Genomic DNA, 17,313 nt, shown 5'->3' on the forward strand with positions numbered 1-17,313 from the left:
TTTTCAAATATTTTTTAATTTACCCGAGTAAATTTATTTTATTCTATCATACAATTTTTTATTTGTAAATAGATTTTCAAAATATTTTTATAATTCCTGCAGCAAAACCAATGCCGTGGAACCTTTTTCCACTTGAATATCCGCAAGCGTTTTTATTCTCCGAAAAGCATTTCAGCCAGTTTGAGCGCTGCCAACCATTGCATATCCCTTGTCGGATGGTTGAGATAATTCGCCAGAAGTACTGTGATATCCACGCCGTTTTTCCGCATATTTTTCCAGACCGAATAACAGTCGCAGACGGGAACGCGTTCCTCTTTCGCCGCTGCCGTCGCGGCAGCCACGTATCTGTCGAGAACGCCGTCCGCCGTGCGAGAGGCCAAATCTTTTGCGATCTCACGCAAAAAATCCGAGTTCAGGTGCGCGCTGACGTAGCCGCACATAGGATTGGGCGTGAGATACACGACTTCCGCGCCCGCCTCTTTGCCTTGTCTGAAAATCTTTTTCATGCTCGCAACGTATTCTTCCAGTCCGCGATCGCCCGCGCCGCAATCGTTGAGCGCAAAATTGACCACGAGAAGGTCGGGGCGGAACTGCAGAACGTCGCGCTCCAACCGCGCCGCGGCCTGCATTGCCGTGCCGCCGCTCACGCCCGCATTGACGATATTCAGTTGCGCGCGCGGGTACAGCATGCCCGCGATGTGCGCAAATTTTGCGGCGTACGACTGCTCGCGCTCGAATATCGTCTGAATGTTTCCGTCTTCGTCGCGGTAACATTCAAAACATCCGTGCGTGACGCTGTCGCCCAAAAAAGCGGCCGTGACGGGCGGCGCGTTCAATATATCGTCGTTTTTGGCAGCCAATAATCGTGCAAATTTCATAGCGTTTTTTTCCTTTTCTTTTTATTATATCATAAAAAATCTATTTGTCGCTATTCCGCGCGCATATTTTTAAACCCTTGACGGGCAGACACGGTTATGATATAATCTTTATACAATATAAGGAGAGTTTTATGGACGATAAAAAACACAGACAAACGAAAACGATTTTAAAAATACTCGGCGTGATATTCGCGACGGGCGGGCTGATCTGCGCGATCATAGGCTTTGCGGACTTTTTCCGCGCGTTCGGCGGCGAGGGTATGCCGAAACTGTTCTTTTTATGCTTTATCGGTTTTCCCATGCTCTTTGTCGGGATCGTCTGCCTGACTTTCGGTTTCAGAAAAGAGATCACGCGCTACGTTAAAAACGAATCGGTGCCCGTGATCAACGAGGCGGGCGAAGAGTTGCAACCCGCGGTGCGCGCGGTCACGCGCGCCGTGAAAGAGGGGCTGACCGAGGAGAACGGCGTGCGCTGCGACTGCGGAGCCGTGAACGGCAAAGGCAGCAAATTCTGCAAAGAATGCGGAAAACCGCTCGCTGCGATATGCCCCGCGTGCGGCGAAGAAAACGCTGCGGGCAGTAAATTCTGCAATCACTGCGGCAAACAACTGTAAGATAAAAAACCGCGCTCTGGCGAGCGCGGTTTTCTCTATTCTTTTTTAAATCAGAAACGGCGTTTTATTGACGCGATGGACGAGGATCTCGTCGACGACGGCGTTGCCGCGGTTGGCAAGGAAAAACAGGACGATCTCCGCGATCTCTTCGGGCAAGATCATTCCTTCGGGCGAAAGGTCGGGACGGGCGACTTTGACCATGTCCGTATAGACGCCCCCGGGACTGATCGCGTGCACGCGGATCCCCTCCCCGTATACTTCCGCCGCAAGCGACTTCGTAAACCCCAGCACCGCGTGTTTGGAAGCGGCGTAAGCGCTCTGCAACGGGTATCCCGCGTGCCCCACAACCGACGATATGTTGATGACGCTCGCGGATTTCGAGCGGCGCAGGTACGGCAGAGCCGCCTGCGTGAGAAAATACGGCACTTTCACGTTGATGCGCATAATGCGTTCGAAGACCTCTTCGCCCGTTTCTTCGAATTTCGCATTGTACGCCATGCCCGCGTTGTTGACGAGAATGTCCACGCCGCCCGCCTCGGCAACGATCTTTTCGACCCCTGCGCGTAAAAATCCTTCCGCCGTCAGATCTCCCCCGACGACGATACATTTCGCTCCCGCCTCTTCGACCATTTCGGCGGTCGTTTTCAGTTTTTGCCCGTCGTTCCCGCCCAGAAGCGCCACGACGGCCTTTTCTTTTGCGAGCCGCACGGCAACGGCGCGGCCGATCCCGCCGCCCCCGCCCGTGACGACAGCCACTTTATTTTTTAAGTCGTTCATCTCTTTTCTCCTTACAAAATTTGTTCTGTCCGCGCGATGATATCGTTCTGCGTCTGCGGCGAAAGCACGGTGAAAAACGCCGAATAGCCCGCCACGCGCACGATGAGGTCGCGGTAGTTTTCGGGATGTTTCTGCGCATCGAGCAGCGTTTCGCGCGACACGACGTTATATTGCACGTGAAATCCGTGCAGCGTGTCGAAAAAGGTACGCAATAGAAAACTCAGTTTTTTGCAGTCCTTGGGTTCGGCGAGCATCTGCGGATTGACTTTCTGATTGAGCAGTACGCCGCCCGCGATCTTCTGCGTTCTCAATTTGGAAACCGATTTGAACACGCTCGTGGGGCCGTGCGTATCCATGGAATGGGTGGGAGAACAGCCCTCCGCCAGCGGCTCGCCCGCGTGCCTTCCGTCGGGCGTTGCGCACGTACCCGCGCCCTGCGGCACGTTCGCAGCGACCGAAGAAGTCCCCGCATAGAAATGCCCGCCGATCGGGCCCCTGCCGTAACGCGTATTTTTATATTTTTTGATCTCGTCCAAATACGTGTCGTACCCGCGCACGACGAGTTCGTCCACAAAATCGTCGTCGTTGCCGTATTTCGGAACGTTCAAAAGTATCTGACGGATCTCTTCGCCGCGTTCGCCCGCAAAATCGTGCATCAGCGCGTCCCACAATTCTTCGCGCGTCAGCGAACGGTCTTCGAATACGCATTTTTTGATCGCCGCGAGAGAATCGCCGAGATTCGCCACCCCTACTTGCAACTGGCTGACGATATCGTACACCGCGCCGCCCTCTTTGAGGTGTTTGCCGCGGCCGATACAATCGTCGACCAGCGCCGAACAGAGCACGTCGGGCACTTCCTGTTCGATGACCATGTCCGCGCAGTTGTCGAGGATGATCCCCTGACGGATCAACTGGCGCGCCGTATTATCCCACGCGGCGAAAACCTCTTCGAAAGTCTGCATATCGGTAAATTTGCCGACGCCTTTTGCCACGCGCTTTCCCGTCGTGACGTCCACGCCGTCGTTGAGCGCGATCATCAGCGTTTTGGGAAAGTTCAGATAACTCATGCCCGTACAGCGATATCCCCATTTTCCCGGCACGCCTACCTCGACGCAGCCGATGGCGCTGTAATTCACGGCGTCCTCCCGCGCGACGCCCTGTCCGATGAGCGCGGGAATGATGATCTCGTCGTTATTGAATGCGGGCATACCGAACCCGAGGCGGATCATCCGAATGCAATCCTGCATGAAATCTTCTTCCAATCCCGCAAAATAGCGGACGGTCAGATTGGGCTGCGGAAGGCGCGTTCTGCCGATCGAGATCAGGGTAAGGCGCGTCAGTTCGTTAACCGCGCTCTTGCCGTCCGACGTCTGCCCGCCGATGGTCAGATTCTGATACATGGGGCTGCCCGCAGCAAAGCGCGTGTGTCCCCAACTGCGGATCTTATTGATGGTCAGCGTCTTTAACCACAGGTTTTCCAGAAGTTCGAGCGCCTCTTCTTGCGGCATGCCCTCTTCCGCGCTCTTTTTGTAATAGGGATATAGAAATTGGTCGAAGCGCCCGAATGAGAGCGAGTGTCCGTTGGATTCGATCTGCAAAACGAGATGGACGAACCAGAGGCTTTGCAGCGCCTCGTAAAAATTCCTCGCGCCGCGCATGGGCACGCGCATGCAGATTTCGGCAATGCGCAGCAACTCTTTTGCGCGCGCGGGCGGCGCCGAACGCGCCTCCTCTTCCGCCAGTTTGCTATAACGGTGCGCGAAGTTCTCCACCGCGCCGACGGCGATCAGGATCGCGCGATAAAAATAGGAAGTCTTTAAACAATTATAGTCCGTATAGTCGAGCCGATCGAGTTTTTCCCGAACGCGCGACCGGATGCCTTCCAACCCGTACTTTAAGACGCTTGCATAATCGACCGCGAGGTGCGCGTCGCCCGAAGTGATGTTTCCCTCGTTGCGGATAATGCCGATATCGTAGATCGTGCGGGCGCTTTCGGGATACGCGGCGTAGCCCTTATCCTGCAAAGTGCAGCCTTTCCAATAGGGATAGATCTCGCGCAGCGTCTGTTTGTTTTCCTCGCTGATCGTGAATCGGTCGCCCTCGCGTTTTTCGAATTCGTCCAACTCTTGCACCACCCAATCCATCGCATATTCGGGAAAGACGGGCGCCGCCCGATTTTCGCTCGCCTGGTTTCCGACGATCAGCGTCTGCGGCTCTATGTAGATGCTCATGTTTTCCAGCACTTCTTTGAGCATATAAGCGCGTTTCAAAATGATCTGATCGCTCTCGTGCTCGCGGTAAGCCTTCGTCGCGAGCCGCGCCCGCTCCGCGCATACCTTGGGTTCGATCTTTAAAAGTTCGTCGCGGAAACTTTTGATCCGCGGCGTCATGTCGCCGAAATCATTCACAATTCAACCTCCGATGGCGGCGTCGAAACCGCTCTTTTCAAATAATTTCAAATAATCTTTCAGATCCTCTTTGTGCAGTTGCGGTACGCCGCGGTAGGCGTAATCCAGACCGAGATTTTCGTATTTCTTTTCCCCGAACTGATGAAAGGGCAAAAGTTGCACCCTTCGCACGCCCAGCGTTTGGAACAATTCGCAAAATGCCTGCGCGTCCTCGGTTTTATCGTTATATGCGGGAATGACGGGGATTCGCACGCAGCAGGCTTTTCCCGAACGCGCGAGCCAAGTTATGTTGCGCAGGATCGGCGCGTTGGAAACGCCCGTTCCCGCGACGTGCTTCGCCTCGTCATAGTGTTTGCAGTCGATAAAGACGAAATCCGCCAGATCGCACAGCGCGGCGAAATCTCTTTGCGGAACGCAACCCGCCGTTTCCAACGCTATGTGTATTTTTTCTTTGCGCAGCGCCGTACACAGTTTTTCGGCAAACCCCAACTGTAAAAAAACTTCTCCGCCCGTCAACGTTACGCCTCCGCCGCTCTTGTCGTAAAAGGCTTTGTCTTTCAAAACTTCCCCGACGACTTCCCCGACCGTCATTTTGCGGGCGCTGTTCTCCCCCGAATGCGACGAAGGCCGCGATTCGGGATTCGCGCACCACAGGCACCGCAGATTGCAGCCGCTGAAAAACACGTTGGTTCGTATGCCGTCGCCGTCGTGCAGGCAAAATTTCTGAATATCGAATATGTAACCGATTTCTTCGCCTTCCTTCATGCTCTTTCCCTTTCATTTCATTTGCTTTTTTCGCCGATTCATTGTATGATATTGTAAATTGTTTGTCAATATGCGGCGCTGAATCCATTTGATTGACAAGATTAAACAGAAAAACGAGGACACAATGAACAACTTTGAACAAGACCTTTTGCCGTCCCACCGCCAAAAACGGATATTGGAGATCCTGCGAGAAAAAAAGGCGGTCAGCGTGGCATATCTTTCCAGAACGATGTACATAAACGAGGCGACCGTACGGCGCGATCTGAACGCGCTTTCCAAGAGCGGAGCCGTCACGCGCACCTACGGCGGCGCCGTACTCAACGAGGGGCTTGACAGCGAGATCCCCTTTTTTATCCGCGAAACTTCGAATGCCGAGGCAAAGCGGCAGATCGGCGAAACCGCCGCGGACTTCGTGCGCGACGGCGATACCGTGTTTCTGGACTCCTCCTCGACAACTGCGTTCATGATCCCCTATTTCAAGGGAAAGAAAAACGTGAAATTCGTGACGAACGGCGCGAAGACGACGCTGCTGCTCTCCAAGACGTCCGACTGCGAGATCTATTGCATCGGCGGAAAACTGCGCGAAAACAGCCTCTCCTTTATCGGGGAAACCGCCGCGGAGGCACTGCAAAACTATCATTTCGACGCGTCTTTTTTCTCCTGCCGCGGCATCGATCTCACGGGCGGACTGACCGATTCCAATATCAGCGAGGCGAAGATCCGCAAGATCATGATCCGGAATTCCAAAAAAAATTATCTGCTCGCGGACGGCAGTAAATTCGGAACGGTCTCTTTTTATACCGTATGCGATTTTGCCGACATAGACTGCCTGATCACAGACATCGTCCCCGAACAAAAATGGCTGGAACTCTTCCGCAAAAACGAAATCGCATTATACCACTGAGAAGTGCGCGTTTTTTTCGTTCTGTCCGTGAAATTTTCGTAAAGGCTTGCTTTTTTCGCGGGATATGGTATAATCGTATCCGTGAGAGAAAAACTAAGGTAGTATAAGGATAACGAATGAAAATGGAATACGTATGGATGGTCGTGTGTCCCTTGATCGGGATCGCTATCATTTCTTTCTTGTCAAGAAAACTGTCCGCACGCACCGCGTTTATCGTGACTGCGCTCCTCTTTATCGCGATGGCGGCGAGCGGCATCGCAAAACAGATCATCGCGATCGCGACGGGGTACGATTTGTGGTATCTGCCCCTGCATTTTTCATCGACTTTCTATATCACCGTCGGCGTAAGCGTGTTCGCGCACGGGAAAGCCGAGCACGCGGCGCAGACCATTTTGTTCGTCGGCGGCATCATCATGTGCGCCATGATCCTCGTCAGGCCCGCCGCGATCCTGGGCAATCTATCGGGCGTGTTCACTTCGCATATCCATGCCCACGGATATTTCTACCATATGCTCGTGGTGCTCCAATTCGGCATCATGCTCGCGCGCGGCAACTACCGTCCCAAACGCCACGATCCCCTCTTCTTTGCGGGCGGAGTGGCTCTCTGGGGTGCGGTCGCAATTCCCTGCGCGTTTGTTTTCAACGCCAATTATATGGGCATTCTGCACGCCTATATTCCCTTTTTGGAACAGTTCCGCATAAAATTCGGATATGCGCCCTATCTCATCGTATACTATCTCGGCGCAGTGCTTTTGGCGACGCTGCTCATCTACGGATACGGATTTTTGCAAAAAAAACTCGCAAAAAAGGCGTAAAAAGGCAACTCTACCGACAGTAGAGCGCCTTTTTGAAACGGTAGAACGCCGTGCAAAAACATTAGAACGGAAAACACGGAAGAGATATTGATTTTTCCCGGAATATCGCATACAATAGTAGACAAGATAAAAAACAGCGCCCGCGCATGGTTTGCGGGCCTTTCGAGGTTAGTATGCAGGATTTCATTTTGTGCTGCGGTTCGACCGCCGATCTTTCACACGAGCATTTGAAGAAGAGAAACATCGAGTATCTTCCCTTCCATTATTTCCTGGACGAGAAGGAATACGCGGACGATCTGGGACAGACGCTGCCCTACACCGAGTTTTACGCGGCGATGGCGCGAGGCGTGATGACGAGAACTTCGCAGATCAACGCCGACGAGTACGAAACTTTTTTCACCCCTTACTTAGAGAACGGAAAAGATATTTTATACGTTGCGCTCTCCTCGGGCATTTCGGGCGCGTATAATTCGGCGCTCATCGCGCAAAAGTCGCTTTCGGAAAAGTACCCCGAACGGAAAATTCTCGTCGTGGATTCGCTCGGCGCCTCCTCGGGCTACGGGCTTTTGATGGACACGCTCGCCGACCTTCGCGACGCGGGCAAGAGCGCGGAAGAAACGGCGGCATGGGCGGAAGAGCATAAACTGGAAGTCAATCACTGGTTTTTCTCCACCGACCTCACGTTTTACGTGCGCGGCGGTCGCATTTCCAAGGCGATGGGCTGGTTCGGCACCATTTTCCACATCTGCCCCCTACTCAATATGGACGATAAGGGAAGGCTGATCCCCAGAAGAAAGATCCGCACCAAAGTCAAGGTCATTTCCGAGATCGTAAAGACGATGGAAGAATACGCGGAAGGCGGAAACGCTTACGACGGCAAGTGCTATATTTCGCACGCGGCGTGCCTGACCGACGCGCTCGCGGTAAAGACGCTGATCGAAGAAAAGTTCCCCGCCCTCAAAGATAAGGTGGAGATCTACGACGTGGGCACGACCATCGGCGCGCACACGGGCCCCGGAACGGTAGCGCTTTTCTTTATGGGCAAAAAGCGCGCAGACTGAAAATAAAAAATCACCCCGCCCCGCGGAAATTTCCGCGGGGCGGGGTTTTTCATACTCTGACTGCAAGGTCAATCGCGATAACCGTTGGGATTTTTGCTCTGCCAGTTCCATTGATCGCGGCACATCTCCTCGATGCCGAATTGCGCCTTCCAGCCGAGATATTTCTCCGCTTTGTCGGGGCAGGCGTAGCAGGCGGCGATATCGCCGCTGCGGCGGCCGCAGATTTCGTAAGGCAGTTTTTTGCCGCACGCCTTTTCGAACGCATGGATCATATCCAGCACGCTGTACCCGACGCCCGTGCCGAGATTGAAGATATGCACGCCGCTCTTTACGCACTTTTCGATGGCGGCGACGTGCCCCGCGGCGAGGTCGACTACGTGAATATAGTCGCGCACGCCCGTACCGTCGGGCGTGGGATAATCGTTTCCGAACACGTTGATCTTTTTCAGTTTTCCGCTCGCCACCTGCGCCACGTAAGGCATCAGGTTGTTGGGGATCCCCTTTGGATCTTCGCCGATCCTGCCGCTCTTATGCGCGCCGACGGGATTAAAATAGCGAAGGAGAATGACGTTCCACGTCGGGTCGGACTTATACAGATCGGTCAGGATTCCTTCCAGATAATATTTGGTGGAACCGTAAGGGTTGGTCGTGCCGCCCGTTTTGCACGATTCGTCCAATGGTAGTTTTTCGGGCGTACCGTACACCGTTGCCGAGGAGGAAAAAACGATCTTTTTCACGTTGTATTTTTTCATCGTTTCCAGAAGGACGAGCGTGCCGTATATATTGTTGTCGTAATAATCGAGGGGGATCTCGCAACTTTCGCCCACTGCTTTGAGTCCCGCGAAATGAATGACCGAATCGAATTTGTTTTCGCTGAAAATCCGATCCATCGCCGCGCGGTCGCGCACGTCCGCCAGATAAAAATCGAAATCTTTGCCCGTGATCTCCCGCACGCGGGCGAGCGCCTCTTCGCAGGAATTGCACAGATTATCCACAACCGCGACCCGATAGCCGCGCTCTAAAAGTTCCACAAGGGTGTGGCTGCCGATAAAGCCCGCACCGCCCGTCAATAAAATTCGTTCCATATATAGTACCCTCCGAATTCAATTAAAATGTTCCACGACGACGCCGTCCTCGACGCTCGTCCGGTAAAAACTCGCGGCATAGCCGATCCTATGTAAGTAGCGTTCTCCGACGTGCTGCTCGAACGCCTTGACCCGATCTTTTTCGACGATGGCGATGATGCAGCCGCCGAATCCCGCGCCGATCATGCGCGCGCCGATGCAGCCCTCTTCGCTCCGAGAAAGTTCCGCCAGCGTATCGAGTTCTTTTCCCGTCACCTCATAATTTTTCGAAAGGCTTTCGTGCGAGGCGTCGATCAGTTTTCCGAGCGTTCGGATATCTCCCTCTTTCAGGCACGCGGCGGCTCTCCGCACGCGGTCGCATTCCCCCGCGACGTGCGCGGCGCGCGCGTAGATCTTCCCCGAAAGGCAATGCGACGCTTCCAGCATGGCGGGCGTCACCTCCGCAAGGCAGGAGATCTGAGGATACTCCCCTTTCAAAAGGCGCAGCGCCTCTTCCACCTCGGCGCGGCGCTCGTTGTATTTGCTTTCCACGAGATTGTGCGGCTTATTGCAGTTCGCCACGACGATGGCGTAATCTTTCAGTTTCAGCGGCACATACTCGTATTCGAGCGTCTTGCAGTCCAAAAGCACGGCACAGTCCTTTTTCCCCATGGCGGAGGCAAACTGGTCCATGATGCCGCAGTTGACGCCACAGTACTCGTTTTCCGCGCGGCGGCAAAGTTTTGCGATCTCCACCAAATCATAGGGGATTTTTGCGATCTCGCACAGCGCGATTGCGGTCGCGACCTCTATCGCCGCGCTGGAGGAAAGCCCCGAACCGAACGGCACCGTGCAGGAAAACAGCATATCGCAACCGACGAGGGGATATCCGTTCTCTTTGAGGATATACGCCACGCCCGCCTGATAATTGCCCCAGGACAGCGTTTTGTATTCCCCGAGCGAATTCAGTTTCAGATCTTGCCGTATTTGCAAATCGTCGGCATAGACGCGTATTTCGTCCGTACCGTTCGCGCGCGCGAGCACGGTGCATTTTAAATTGAGGGATGCGGGAAACACTTTCCCGCCGCAGTAATCGACGTGTTCGCCGATCAGATTGATGCGCCCCGCGGCACTCGCCCGTAATGACGGCGCCGCGCCGAACACGCGGGCGAACAGTTCTTTTTGTTCCATAATCGTGACCCTTTCTTTTTTTCTATTATAAACCATTTCGCGCCGTTTGAAAAGAAATTTATTGACCGAATATTGACATTTATTGTTTTGCGGGATATAATGTAAGAAAAAAAGAGGGATTTTTCGGAATTATGTTGGCAAAGCAGGAAACGCGGCGATATGCGGGCGGCGCGCGCGTATGGGCGGGAAAATATCAGAATTCGCACAACGTTCTGCACTGGCACTACGCCTGCGAACTCTTATACGTGGAGCGCGGCGATATCGAAGTGTTCTGCGGGGAAGAAAGTTATCTGCTGCACGAGGGGCAGGCCTTTTTCATCGACAGCGGCGAAGTGCATTACATGCACGCGAAAAACCAAACGGTGCTCATCGTGATGACGTTCGAAAACGAAATCGTAAAACCCGTTTGCGAGATGCGCCGTCTTCTATGTCCCCTGCTCTGCGGCGATTATAAAATACCCGAAACGTACGCGCGCATATCCGAGGAACTCAGAGAAAAACGCCCTTTTTACAACGCGGCGGCGGAAAACGAGATCCTCGCGCTGGCGATACGCATTTTTCGCGGCGAACGCACCGCGGAACGCAAAATGAGCAGCGGCACCGTGCAGTCGTTCAAAGACCTTTTGGCGGACATCAACGAGCGCTACGCCTTTTATACCTTTACCGACGCGGCAAATTTTATGGGGTTCAGCGAGGCGTACTTTTCAAAATTTTTCAAAAAAATAGCGGGCATGACTTTTTCGCAGTACCTCAACCGCGTCAAAGTCGAAGAGGCGGTACGCCTTTTGCGGGAAAACAAGGGACTGCCCGTCACCGAGATCGCCTTCCGATGCGGATTCAATACCATCCGCAATTTCAACCGCATTTTCAAGAAAGTGACGGGCTGCACGCCCAGATCCCTGCCCAAAACCTACGTTCCCGACGAAAAATTCATCTATTCGGTGAGCGGCGATTTCGACCCCACCTCGCGGGAAACGACCCTTTTGACAGAACATTGAAACGCGTTCGCAAAAATTTTGCGAACGCGTCTTTTTATTTCAGTTTCAGACCGTCCGAAAAGGCTTTTCCCGCCCTTTCGCCCAGTTTCAGATAATCGTGATTGACGGGGTCATAGGTAACGGGAGAAAATTTCGAAAGGTCAATCTTGCCGTTTTCGCCCAGAATTTGCTCGTCCGCGCACACGTTGACGATCCTGCCGACGAGTCGTTCCTCCTTTTCATCGTAACTTTCCATCACGCATTCCAACGCCATGGGCAGTTCGTCGATGAGCGGCGCGTCTACGAACGCGCTCTTTTGCGTGTGAAAGCCCGCGCGCGCCACTTTATCGGGCACTTTGTTCCCCGACACGACGCCCACGTAGTCGCACGCGACGACCTGTTCTGCTGTCGCCATGCTGACGGTAAAGGCGCGGCGGGAAAGAATGTTTTTCACCGTCTTATGATCGGCGCTGAGCGTCAAAGAGATTTTGTCGGTATCCGCGATCGCGCCCCAGGCGGCGTTCATGGCGTCGGGAACGCCGTCCTCGCCGTAACTCGCAACGATGAGCACGGGCATCGGATACAGATAGGGTTTGGCTCCGAAATTTTTCTTCATGTTTATATCCTCCTTATAATTTTATTCCATGGAAACGGCGATCTTCATGACGCCGTCTTCTCTTTTTTCAAACAGTTCGTACGCGCGGTCCAGATCGCGGAAAGAAAACCTGTGCGTAATCAAAGGGCGCGTGTCGATTTTTCCTTCGGATATGAGGCGCAGTATTTCCGCGCAGTCGCATCCGTCCACACCGCCCGTGCGGAAAGTGAGATTTTTGCCGTACATTTCGGGAAGCGGCAGACTCTGCGCCTTTTCGTACAGCGCGACAATGGTGACGTTCGCGTTGGGGCGCGCTAATTCCCACGCCATGCGGAAACTTTTTTCTGTGCCCGCCGCCTCAACGACGACGTCCGCGCCGCCGCGGGCGCACGAACCCAAAATAAAATCTTTCGCATCTTCGGGACGCACGGCAAAAATATGCGGATAATGCCGTTTCAAAAATTCCAACCGCACGGGATCCTGTTCGCACATGATAATCCGATCGGGATGTTTTAGTTCCGCGCACAGCATCGTGCAGATGCCCGCGGGACCCGCGCCGAGAATCAGGACGGTATCCCCCCTCTCTATCTGCGAAATTTTCGTCGCCCAAAAACCCGTGGCGAGCACGTCGCCCACAAACAGAGCGCTTTCATAGTCGACGTTTGCGGGAATGACGGTCAGCCCCCGATCGGCAAACGGCACGCGTACATAGGGTGCGAGCCCGCCGTCGATGCGGCAGCCGAGCGCCCAGCCGCCGAGCGGATCGGTACAGTTGTTGACAAAGCCGCGACGGCAGAAGAAACATTCGCCGCAAAAGGTCTCTACGTTGACGCACACCCTGTCGCCCGCCTTTACGTTTCGCACGTCTTTTCCGACTTTTTCGACGACGCCGACCATCTCGTGCCCTACGGTCACGCCGCGTACTGCGCGCGGCACGTGCCCTCCCTTGATGTGCAGATCGCTCGTGCACACGCTCGCAAGCATGACTTTGACGATCGCGTCGCGCGTGCCCACGATCTGCGGCACGGGTTTCTTCGTAAACCCGAATTTGTTTTGATCGAGATAAGAATAGGCCAGCATATTATTGTTTTCCTATTAAAAAAATCTTTTTTTCGCCCAAAAGAAAGGTCTTCCACACATCGTAAAGGCGGTTATCGGAAAGTTCCATGGCGAGGCGGCGGCTCTCTTCGAGCGTGACCGCGCGGAAACTATCCTCGAAAAGATCCGTATAGCGGTTGACGAGCCGCTCGGGATTGTCGTACAAAAATACGAGGTTATCCCCTAAAAAGGGGCGCACCACGCTCATCAGCGGCGCTTTGAGCACCGAGCGTTCGAAAACCTGCGCGACTTCTTTGAAGGCGTTCACGTCCCGTTTTTTCACGTGTACCAGCCAATAGAAAATAAGTTCGCCGCCCAAAACCGCGTAGTCTGCGTCCACCGAGTAAAAGGGAAATCCCTCGGCGGTCATAAACTCGTTGAACACCGCGTCCATGCCGTAGAACACGGCGTTTTTCAGATAGGGAGAAAGAAAGATCTCCTCTTCGGAAACGTCCTTGACGTGATAGGTGAACATCATTTGCAGATCGCGCCCGCGCCCCACTTTTTCCACGTCTTTCAAATAGCGCGGCGGCGCGGACACGGGCGGCAACGGCGAAAAAGGCGAAAGCGAAAAACTTTCGAACGCCTCTTTGACGAGTGACAGTTCGGTTTCTGAAAATCCGCCCGCCAAAAATATGTGCATAGCGTCGGTGAACAGTCCGTCGCGCGCCTTTTGCAACGTTTCGAGCGTTAAGGAGCGCAGCGCCTTGGGCGTGCCGAGCACGCTTTCGCGGTATCGCGCATCGTACCAGAGTTCGCGCAAAACGTCCTCCCGCGCGTAATCGTAAAAATCGTATTCGAAAATTTCGTTTTCGATGACGGGGAGCACCTTGTCGAAATCCTCGGCGGCGTGCCCCTTTTCGCGGAGCATGGAAACGAGCAGCGAAAGTTGCCGTGCAAACACTTCCCTTCTGCAATGAAAGGAAAAGCACATATGATTTTTCGCGGTGTACGCCAGGATCTCCGAGCCGCATTCGCTCATTCTGCGGTTGATCTCTTCCGCGCGCAATTCGCCCGCGCGTTCGAAAAACAAGTGCTCGACAAAATGATAGACGCCCGCCGTTTCGTGCGCGCAGAAGGGCAGTACGACGGCGAGGGATACGCTGTGCAGCCCCTCGTTCTGCGCGGCGAGCACCGCGGCGCCGTTGGATAAACGGAAACTGTTTTCGGTCATGATAAACTCCTTGTCATTGAAAAATTATACACCAAGCGGGCGTTTCTGTCAAGGCAAAAAAAGAAAGGCGCCCGCGCGGGACGCCTTCCAAATCATTTCGTTATGGTCACTTTTTTGAGCGCGCGCGGGCTGTCGGGATTGAGCCCCTTGCCGCAACTCACTTTGCAGGCGAGCATCTGCGCTGCCAAAGCGAAATAAAAGGCGGTCAGCCGCTCGTCTCCGCCGCCCGCGACGGGTATGATTTTCGCGGCCATGCCGCTGAACGCCCCTTCGTCGTCGGTGACGATAAAGAGATCCGCGCCCAGTTCGAGCATCTTTTGCGCGCATTTGACGTAATCTTCCCGATGCGTTTGTTCCGAACTTTCGTTTAAAGCGCGGCGGGAGGCGAACAGTACGATCTTCGTGCCCTTTCCCACCATCGCCATGGGGCCGTGGTAAAAATCCGAACTGTGATAGGCGCGCGCTTTGATATAGCACGTTTCCTGCAATTTCAGCCCCGCTTCGAACGCGAGCGCGGCGGAAATGCCGCGCGAGAGCAAAAAGCATTCTTCCGCGGAAATAAACTCCGCTGCCGCAGCGTCGGTCGCGGCGTCGATCGTGGGGACGTTGGACGAAAACGTATGCAAAAAAGCGGAAAAATCCTCCTTTTTCCCTGCGAGCGCACTCACGAGCAGCATGGAAAGATACAACTGCGCGCTGAACGTCTTTGTGGCGGCGACGCTCTTTTCTTCCTCGGCAAAACAGCAGAGATGGAATTTTGCGAGTTTGGCGAGCGGGCTGGATTCGTCGTTGGTGATCGCTACGGTGACCGCGCCGCAATCGTTGGCGCGCCGCACCACTTCCATCACGTCCGCCGCCTTGCCGCTCTGCGAACAGGCGACGACGAGCGAACGATCGAGGCGAAGCGCGGCATTGTATACCGTAACGACGCTGGGCGCGCCCGACGCGACGGGCAGTCCCAGAATGCTTTCGGCAAGGTATTTAAAGTACATCATCGCGTGGTCGGAAGTGCCGCGCGCCACCGTGTAGGCGTTGAGTGCGCCCTTTGCCGCCTTTGCGATCTCATCGAGAACGCCCGCGTTTTTCGCGGCGAGCGTCTGTAAGATCGCGGGCGCGGCGTTCAGTTCCTCCCACATTCTTGTGTTGCGGTAATCCATTTTCAGTCCTCCTTGGCGTAATACGCCGCTTTTTCGCGCACAGTGCGCTCGAATTTTTTGATATGAGCGGAAATAAAATCCGAAACTTTCAGTTTTTTGTCCAGAATGAGCGGCGTTAAGTCCATGGCGTAATTGAGCCCCTCGTGCGTATCGCAGGCGTGACTTTCGGAATAGGTGGCGTTGGCGCACCTTCTGCCCTCCGCCGCGATATCGTAGCGCTTGCCGCCGAGGATCTGGCTGTCGAACACCGCCGAAAGCGCGCGCGCGATGTTGGGGTGCGCGCTTGTGTCCAGATATATTTTATCTTCGTCGCAAAGCCAGTCCAGATCGCGCCAGACTTCACAGCCGAACACCCGCTCGGGCATCTCGTCTTTTTCCAGTTCGCGCAGCGCCGCGATGACTTTCATCGCCGTGCCCAGATGCGTGTCGTGCTTATCCGCGATATTGTGCGTGTATACGAAACGCGGATTTGCCGCGCGGAAAATGCGCGTCAATTCTTCCGCGATCTTCGTATCGTCCGGATCTTTGACCTGAGACGAGGGATAACCGAGCATAAACTGCGCGCCGTATTCGCCCACGAACGCCGCCTTTTTCTGCTCGGTGACGCGTATTTTTTTCATATCCTCGTCGGTATAGTCGGCGTAAAGCCCTTTGCGCGGACTGCCCGCGCCGTCGCTGACGACTACACCGCCGAACCACAGATCGGTTCTGCCGAAACAGTCGGCTATGGGCGCGTACGCCATAAATTCGATATCGTCCTGATGCGCCGCTACGGCAAGGTGCGTGACGCGTTCCAGCGCCGCGCTTTCCTTTTCGCCGTCGGGAATATACAGGACCGCCCGTTCGTTCAGTTGCATGACCTTTTCTCCTCGTCGTTTATTTTTTCCAACGCGTACAGCGCCGCGCCGCACAGGCCCGCGTCGTTGCCGAGCGCCGCCCGCCGCAAGATGAGTTTCGTATATGTTTCGCCGCCGTAAATTTTACCGCGCAGCGCGTTTTCCAGCGGGACAAAGAGCGCCTCCCCTTCCTGCGCCACGCCGCCGCCCAAAAGGATCGCCTCGGGACGCAGAAGATTGGCGATATTTGCGAGTCCCTCCGCCAGATCGTCCACGTATTTTGCGACGACTCGTTCCGCCGCGGCATCGCCGCGTTTCGCCGCCTCGAAGGCGGTCTTGCCGTCTACGTCCCGCAACGTCTTTGCCTCGGCCCAGAGCGCGCTTTCGGGATATTGACGCATGACGCGGCGGGTCTCTTCGATGAGCGCCGTGGCGGAAGCGTACTTTTCGAAACAGCCGCGGCGGCCGCATGCGCAGAGTTTTCCGTTTTTGCGGATGGTCGTGTGCCCGAGTTCCGCGCCCGCACCGTGAAAGCCCTCGACGAGTTTGCCTTCGACGACGATACCGCTGCCGATGCCCGTGCCCAATGTGACCAGCACCACCGACGAGAACCCGCCGCCCGCGCCCCACTTGCTTTCGCCCAGCGCCGCCGCGTTCGCGTCGTTGAGCGCGAACGCGGGCTTTTGCGTCAATTTCATAAGTTCCGCGGCAATGGGCACGTTTTCCCAGCCGAGGTTGCAGTTGGAAAGCACCGTACCCGCCGCGCTGTCCACGATGCCCGGCGAACCGACGCCGAGCGCGCGCACCTGCGAAAAAGGAATATGCGACTCTTCGGCAAGGACCTGCGCGAGATCGCGCATATCTTCGGCGATCGCCCTATATCCGCGCTCCGCACGGGTAGGGATCTTACGCTTTGCGTAAATTTTTCCGCGCGCGTCCAATATGCCCGCCTTGATAAAGGTACCGCCCAGATCGATACCGACGACTGTCTTTTCCATG

The 17,313-nt window shown here is 54.8% G+C and carries 17 protein-coding genes; 5 read left to right on the forward strand and 12 right to left on the reverse strand.

Annotated elements, in window-relative coordinates; translation table 11 throughout:
* Window positions 1-152: 152 nt before the first annotated feature.
* Entirely contained in the window at window positions 153-878 is a 726-nt protein-coding gene (locus ESZ91_RS03410) for an SGNH/GDSL hydrolase family protein (RefSeq protein ID WP_129224158.1), read from the reverse strand.
* 131 nt (window positions 879-1,009) lie between these two features.
* On the opposite strand from ESZ91_RS03410, the gene ESZ91_RS03415 reads away from it, so the two are divergent.
* Window positions 1,010-1,492, forward strand: coding sequence for a zinc ribbon domain-containing protein (locus ESZ91_RS03415; RefSeq protein WP_129224160.1), 483 nt, complete (start codon window positions 1,010-1,012; stop codon window positions 1,490-1,492).
* A 45-nt stretch (window positions 1,493-1,537) separates the two neighbouring features.
* Here the strand turns inward: ESZ91_RS03415 and ESZ91_RS03420 are convergent, their stop codons facing one another.
* From ESZ91_RS03420 to ESZ91_RS03430, 3 genes are read right to left on the reverse strand one after another with little or no spacing between them, the layout of a single operon-like run.
* A complete protein-coding gene (locus ESZ91_RS03420) occupies window positions 1,538-2,269 on the reverse strand; it encodes an SDR family NAD(P)-dependent oxidoreductase (RefSeq protein ID WP_129224162.1) in 732 nt (243 codons plus the stop codon).
* An 11-nt stretch (window positions 2,270-2,280) separates the two neighbouring features.
* Window positions 2,281-4,677 carry a glycyl radical protein gene (locus ESZ91_RS03425; protein ID WP_129224164.1) on the reverse strand — a complete coding sequence of 799 codons (2,397 nt, stop codon included), beginning with the start codon at window positions 4,675-4,677 and terminating at the stop codon, window positions 2,281-2,283.
* A 3-nt stretch (window positions 4,678-4,680) separates the two neighbouring features.
* On the reverse strand, window positions 4,681-5,442 hold the full coding sequence (locus tag ESZ91_RS03430) for a glycyl-radical enzyme activating protein (RefSeq protein WP_129224166.1): 762 nt from the start codon (window positions 5,440-5,442) through the stop codon (window positions 4,681-4,683).
* Window positions 5,443-5,566: 124 nt separating this feature from the next.
* On the opposite strand from ESZ91_RS03430, the gene ESZ91_RS03435 reads away from it, so the two are divergent.
* The 3 genes from ESZ91_RS03435 to ESZ91_RS03445 all read left to right on the forward strand — a co-directional run bounded on the left by ESZ91_RS03435 (window position 5,567) and on the right by ESZ91_RS03445 (window position 8,222).
* Window positions 5,567-6,346: a DeoR/GlpR family DNA-binding transcription regulator gene (locus tag ESZ91_RS03435; protein WP_129224168.1), complete on the forward strand. Its 780-nt coding sequence runs from the start codon at window positions 5,567-5,569 to the stop codon at window positions 6,344-6,346.
* A gap of 116 nt (window positions 6,347-6,462) precedes the next feature.
* Window positions 6,463-7,161, forward strand: coding sequence for a TMEM164 family acyltransferase (locus ESZ91_RS03440; RefSeq protein ID WP_129224170.1), 699 nt, complete (start codon window positions 6,463-6,465; stop codon window positions 7,159-7,161).
* A gap of 173 nt (window positions 7,162-7,334) precedes the next feature.
* A complete protein-coding gene (locus ESZ91_RS03445) occupies window positions 7,335-8,222 on the forward strand; it encodes a DegV family protein (protein ID WP_129224172.1) in 888 nt (295 codons plus the stop codon).
* Between the two features lie 68 nt (window positions 8,223-8,290).
* Here the strand turns inward: ESZ91_RS03445 and galE are convergent, their stop codons facing one another.
* The gene (gene galE / locus ESZ91_RS03450) at window positions 8,291-9,307 is read right to left on the reverse strand and encodes a UDP-glucose 4-epimerase GalE (RefSeq protein WP_129224174.1); all 1,017 of its coding nucleotides are present in this window, start codon (window positions 9,305-9,307) and stop codon (window positions 8,291-8,293) included.
* A gap of 18 nt (window positions 9,308-9,325) precedes the next feature.
* Window positions 9,326-10,477, reverse strand: coding sequence for a galactokinase (locus ESZ91_RS03455; protein WP_161971029.1), 1,152 nt, complete (start codon window positions 10,475-10,477; stop codon window positions 9,326-9,328).
* Between the two features lie 131 nt (window positions 10,478-10,608).
* Between ESZ91_RS03455 and ESZ91_RS03460 the strand changes: the two genes are divergently transcribed.
* Window positions 10,609-11,475 (forward strand): helix-turn-helix domain-containing protein, encoded by an 867-nt coding sequence (locus ESZ91_RS03460; RefSeq protein WP_129224178.1) that lies wholly within the window; start codon window positions 10,609-10,611, stop codon window positions 11,473-11,475.
* 34 nt (window positions 11,476-11,509) lie between these two features.
* On the opposite strand, the gene ESZ91_RS03465 is transcribed toward ESZ91_RS03460, so the two are convergent.
* From ESZ91_RS03465 to ESZ91_RS03490, 6 genes are all read right to left on the reverse strand, one after another.
* Window positions 11,510-12,070: a flavin reductase family protein gene (locus ESZ91_RS03465; protein WP_129224180.1), complete on the reverse strand. Its 561-nt coding sequence runs from the start codon at window positions 12,068-12,070 to the stop codon at window positions 11,510-11,512.
* Window positions 12,071-12,091: 21 nt separating this feature from the next.
* Entirely contained in the window at window positions 12,092-13,129 is a 1,038-nt protein-coding gene (locus ESZ91_RS03470; protein WP_129224182.1) for an alcohol dehydrogenase, read from the reverse strand.
* Between the two features lies 1 nt (window position 13,130).
* The gene (locus ESZ91_RS03475) at window positions 13,131-14,321 is read right to left on the reverse strand and encodes a M16 family metallopeptidase (protein ID WP_129224184.1); all 1,191 of its coding nucleotides are present in this window, start codon (window positions 14,319-14,321) and stop codon (window positions 13,131-13,133) included.
* Between the two features lie 92 nt (window positions 14,322-14,413).
* Window positions 14,414-15,478: an SIS domain-containing protein gene (locus tag ESZ91_RS03480; RefSeq protein WP_129224186.1), complete on the reverse strand. Its 1,065-nt coding sequence runs from the start codon at window positions 15,476-15,478 to the stop codon at window positions 14,414-14,416.
* A gap of 2 nt (window positions 15,479-15,480) precedes the next feature.
* Window positions 15,481-16,335, reverse strand: coding sequence for a PIG-L deacetylase family protein (locus tag ESZ91_RS03485; protein WP_129224188.1), 855 nt, complete (start codon window positions 16,333-16,335; stop codon window positions 15,481-15,483).
* On the reverse strand, window positions 16,326-17,312 hold the full coding sequence (locus ESZ91_RS03490; protein ID WP_129224190.1) for an ROK family protein: 987 nt from the start codon (window positions 17,310-17,312) through the stop codon (window positions 16,326-16,328). The genes ESZ91_RS03485 and ESZ91_RS03490 overlap by 10 nt, the downstream gene beginning before the upstream one ends.
* Window position 17,313 lies beyond the last annotated feature (1 nt).

It is taken from the genome of Candidatus Borkfalkia ceftriaxoniphila, from assembly GCF_004134775.1.
In the GTDB taxonomy this organism is placed as follows: Bacteria; Bacillota; Clostridia; order Christensenellales; family Borkfalkiaceae; genus Borkfalkia; species Borkfalkia ceftriaxoniphila.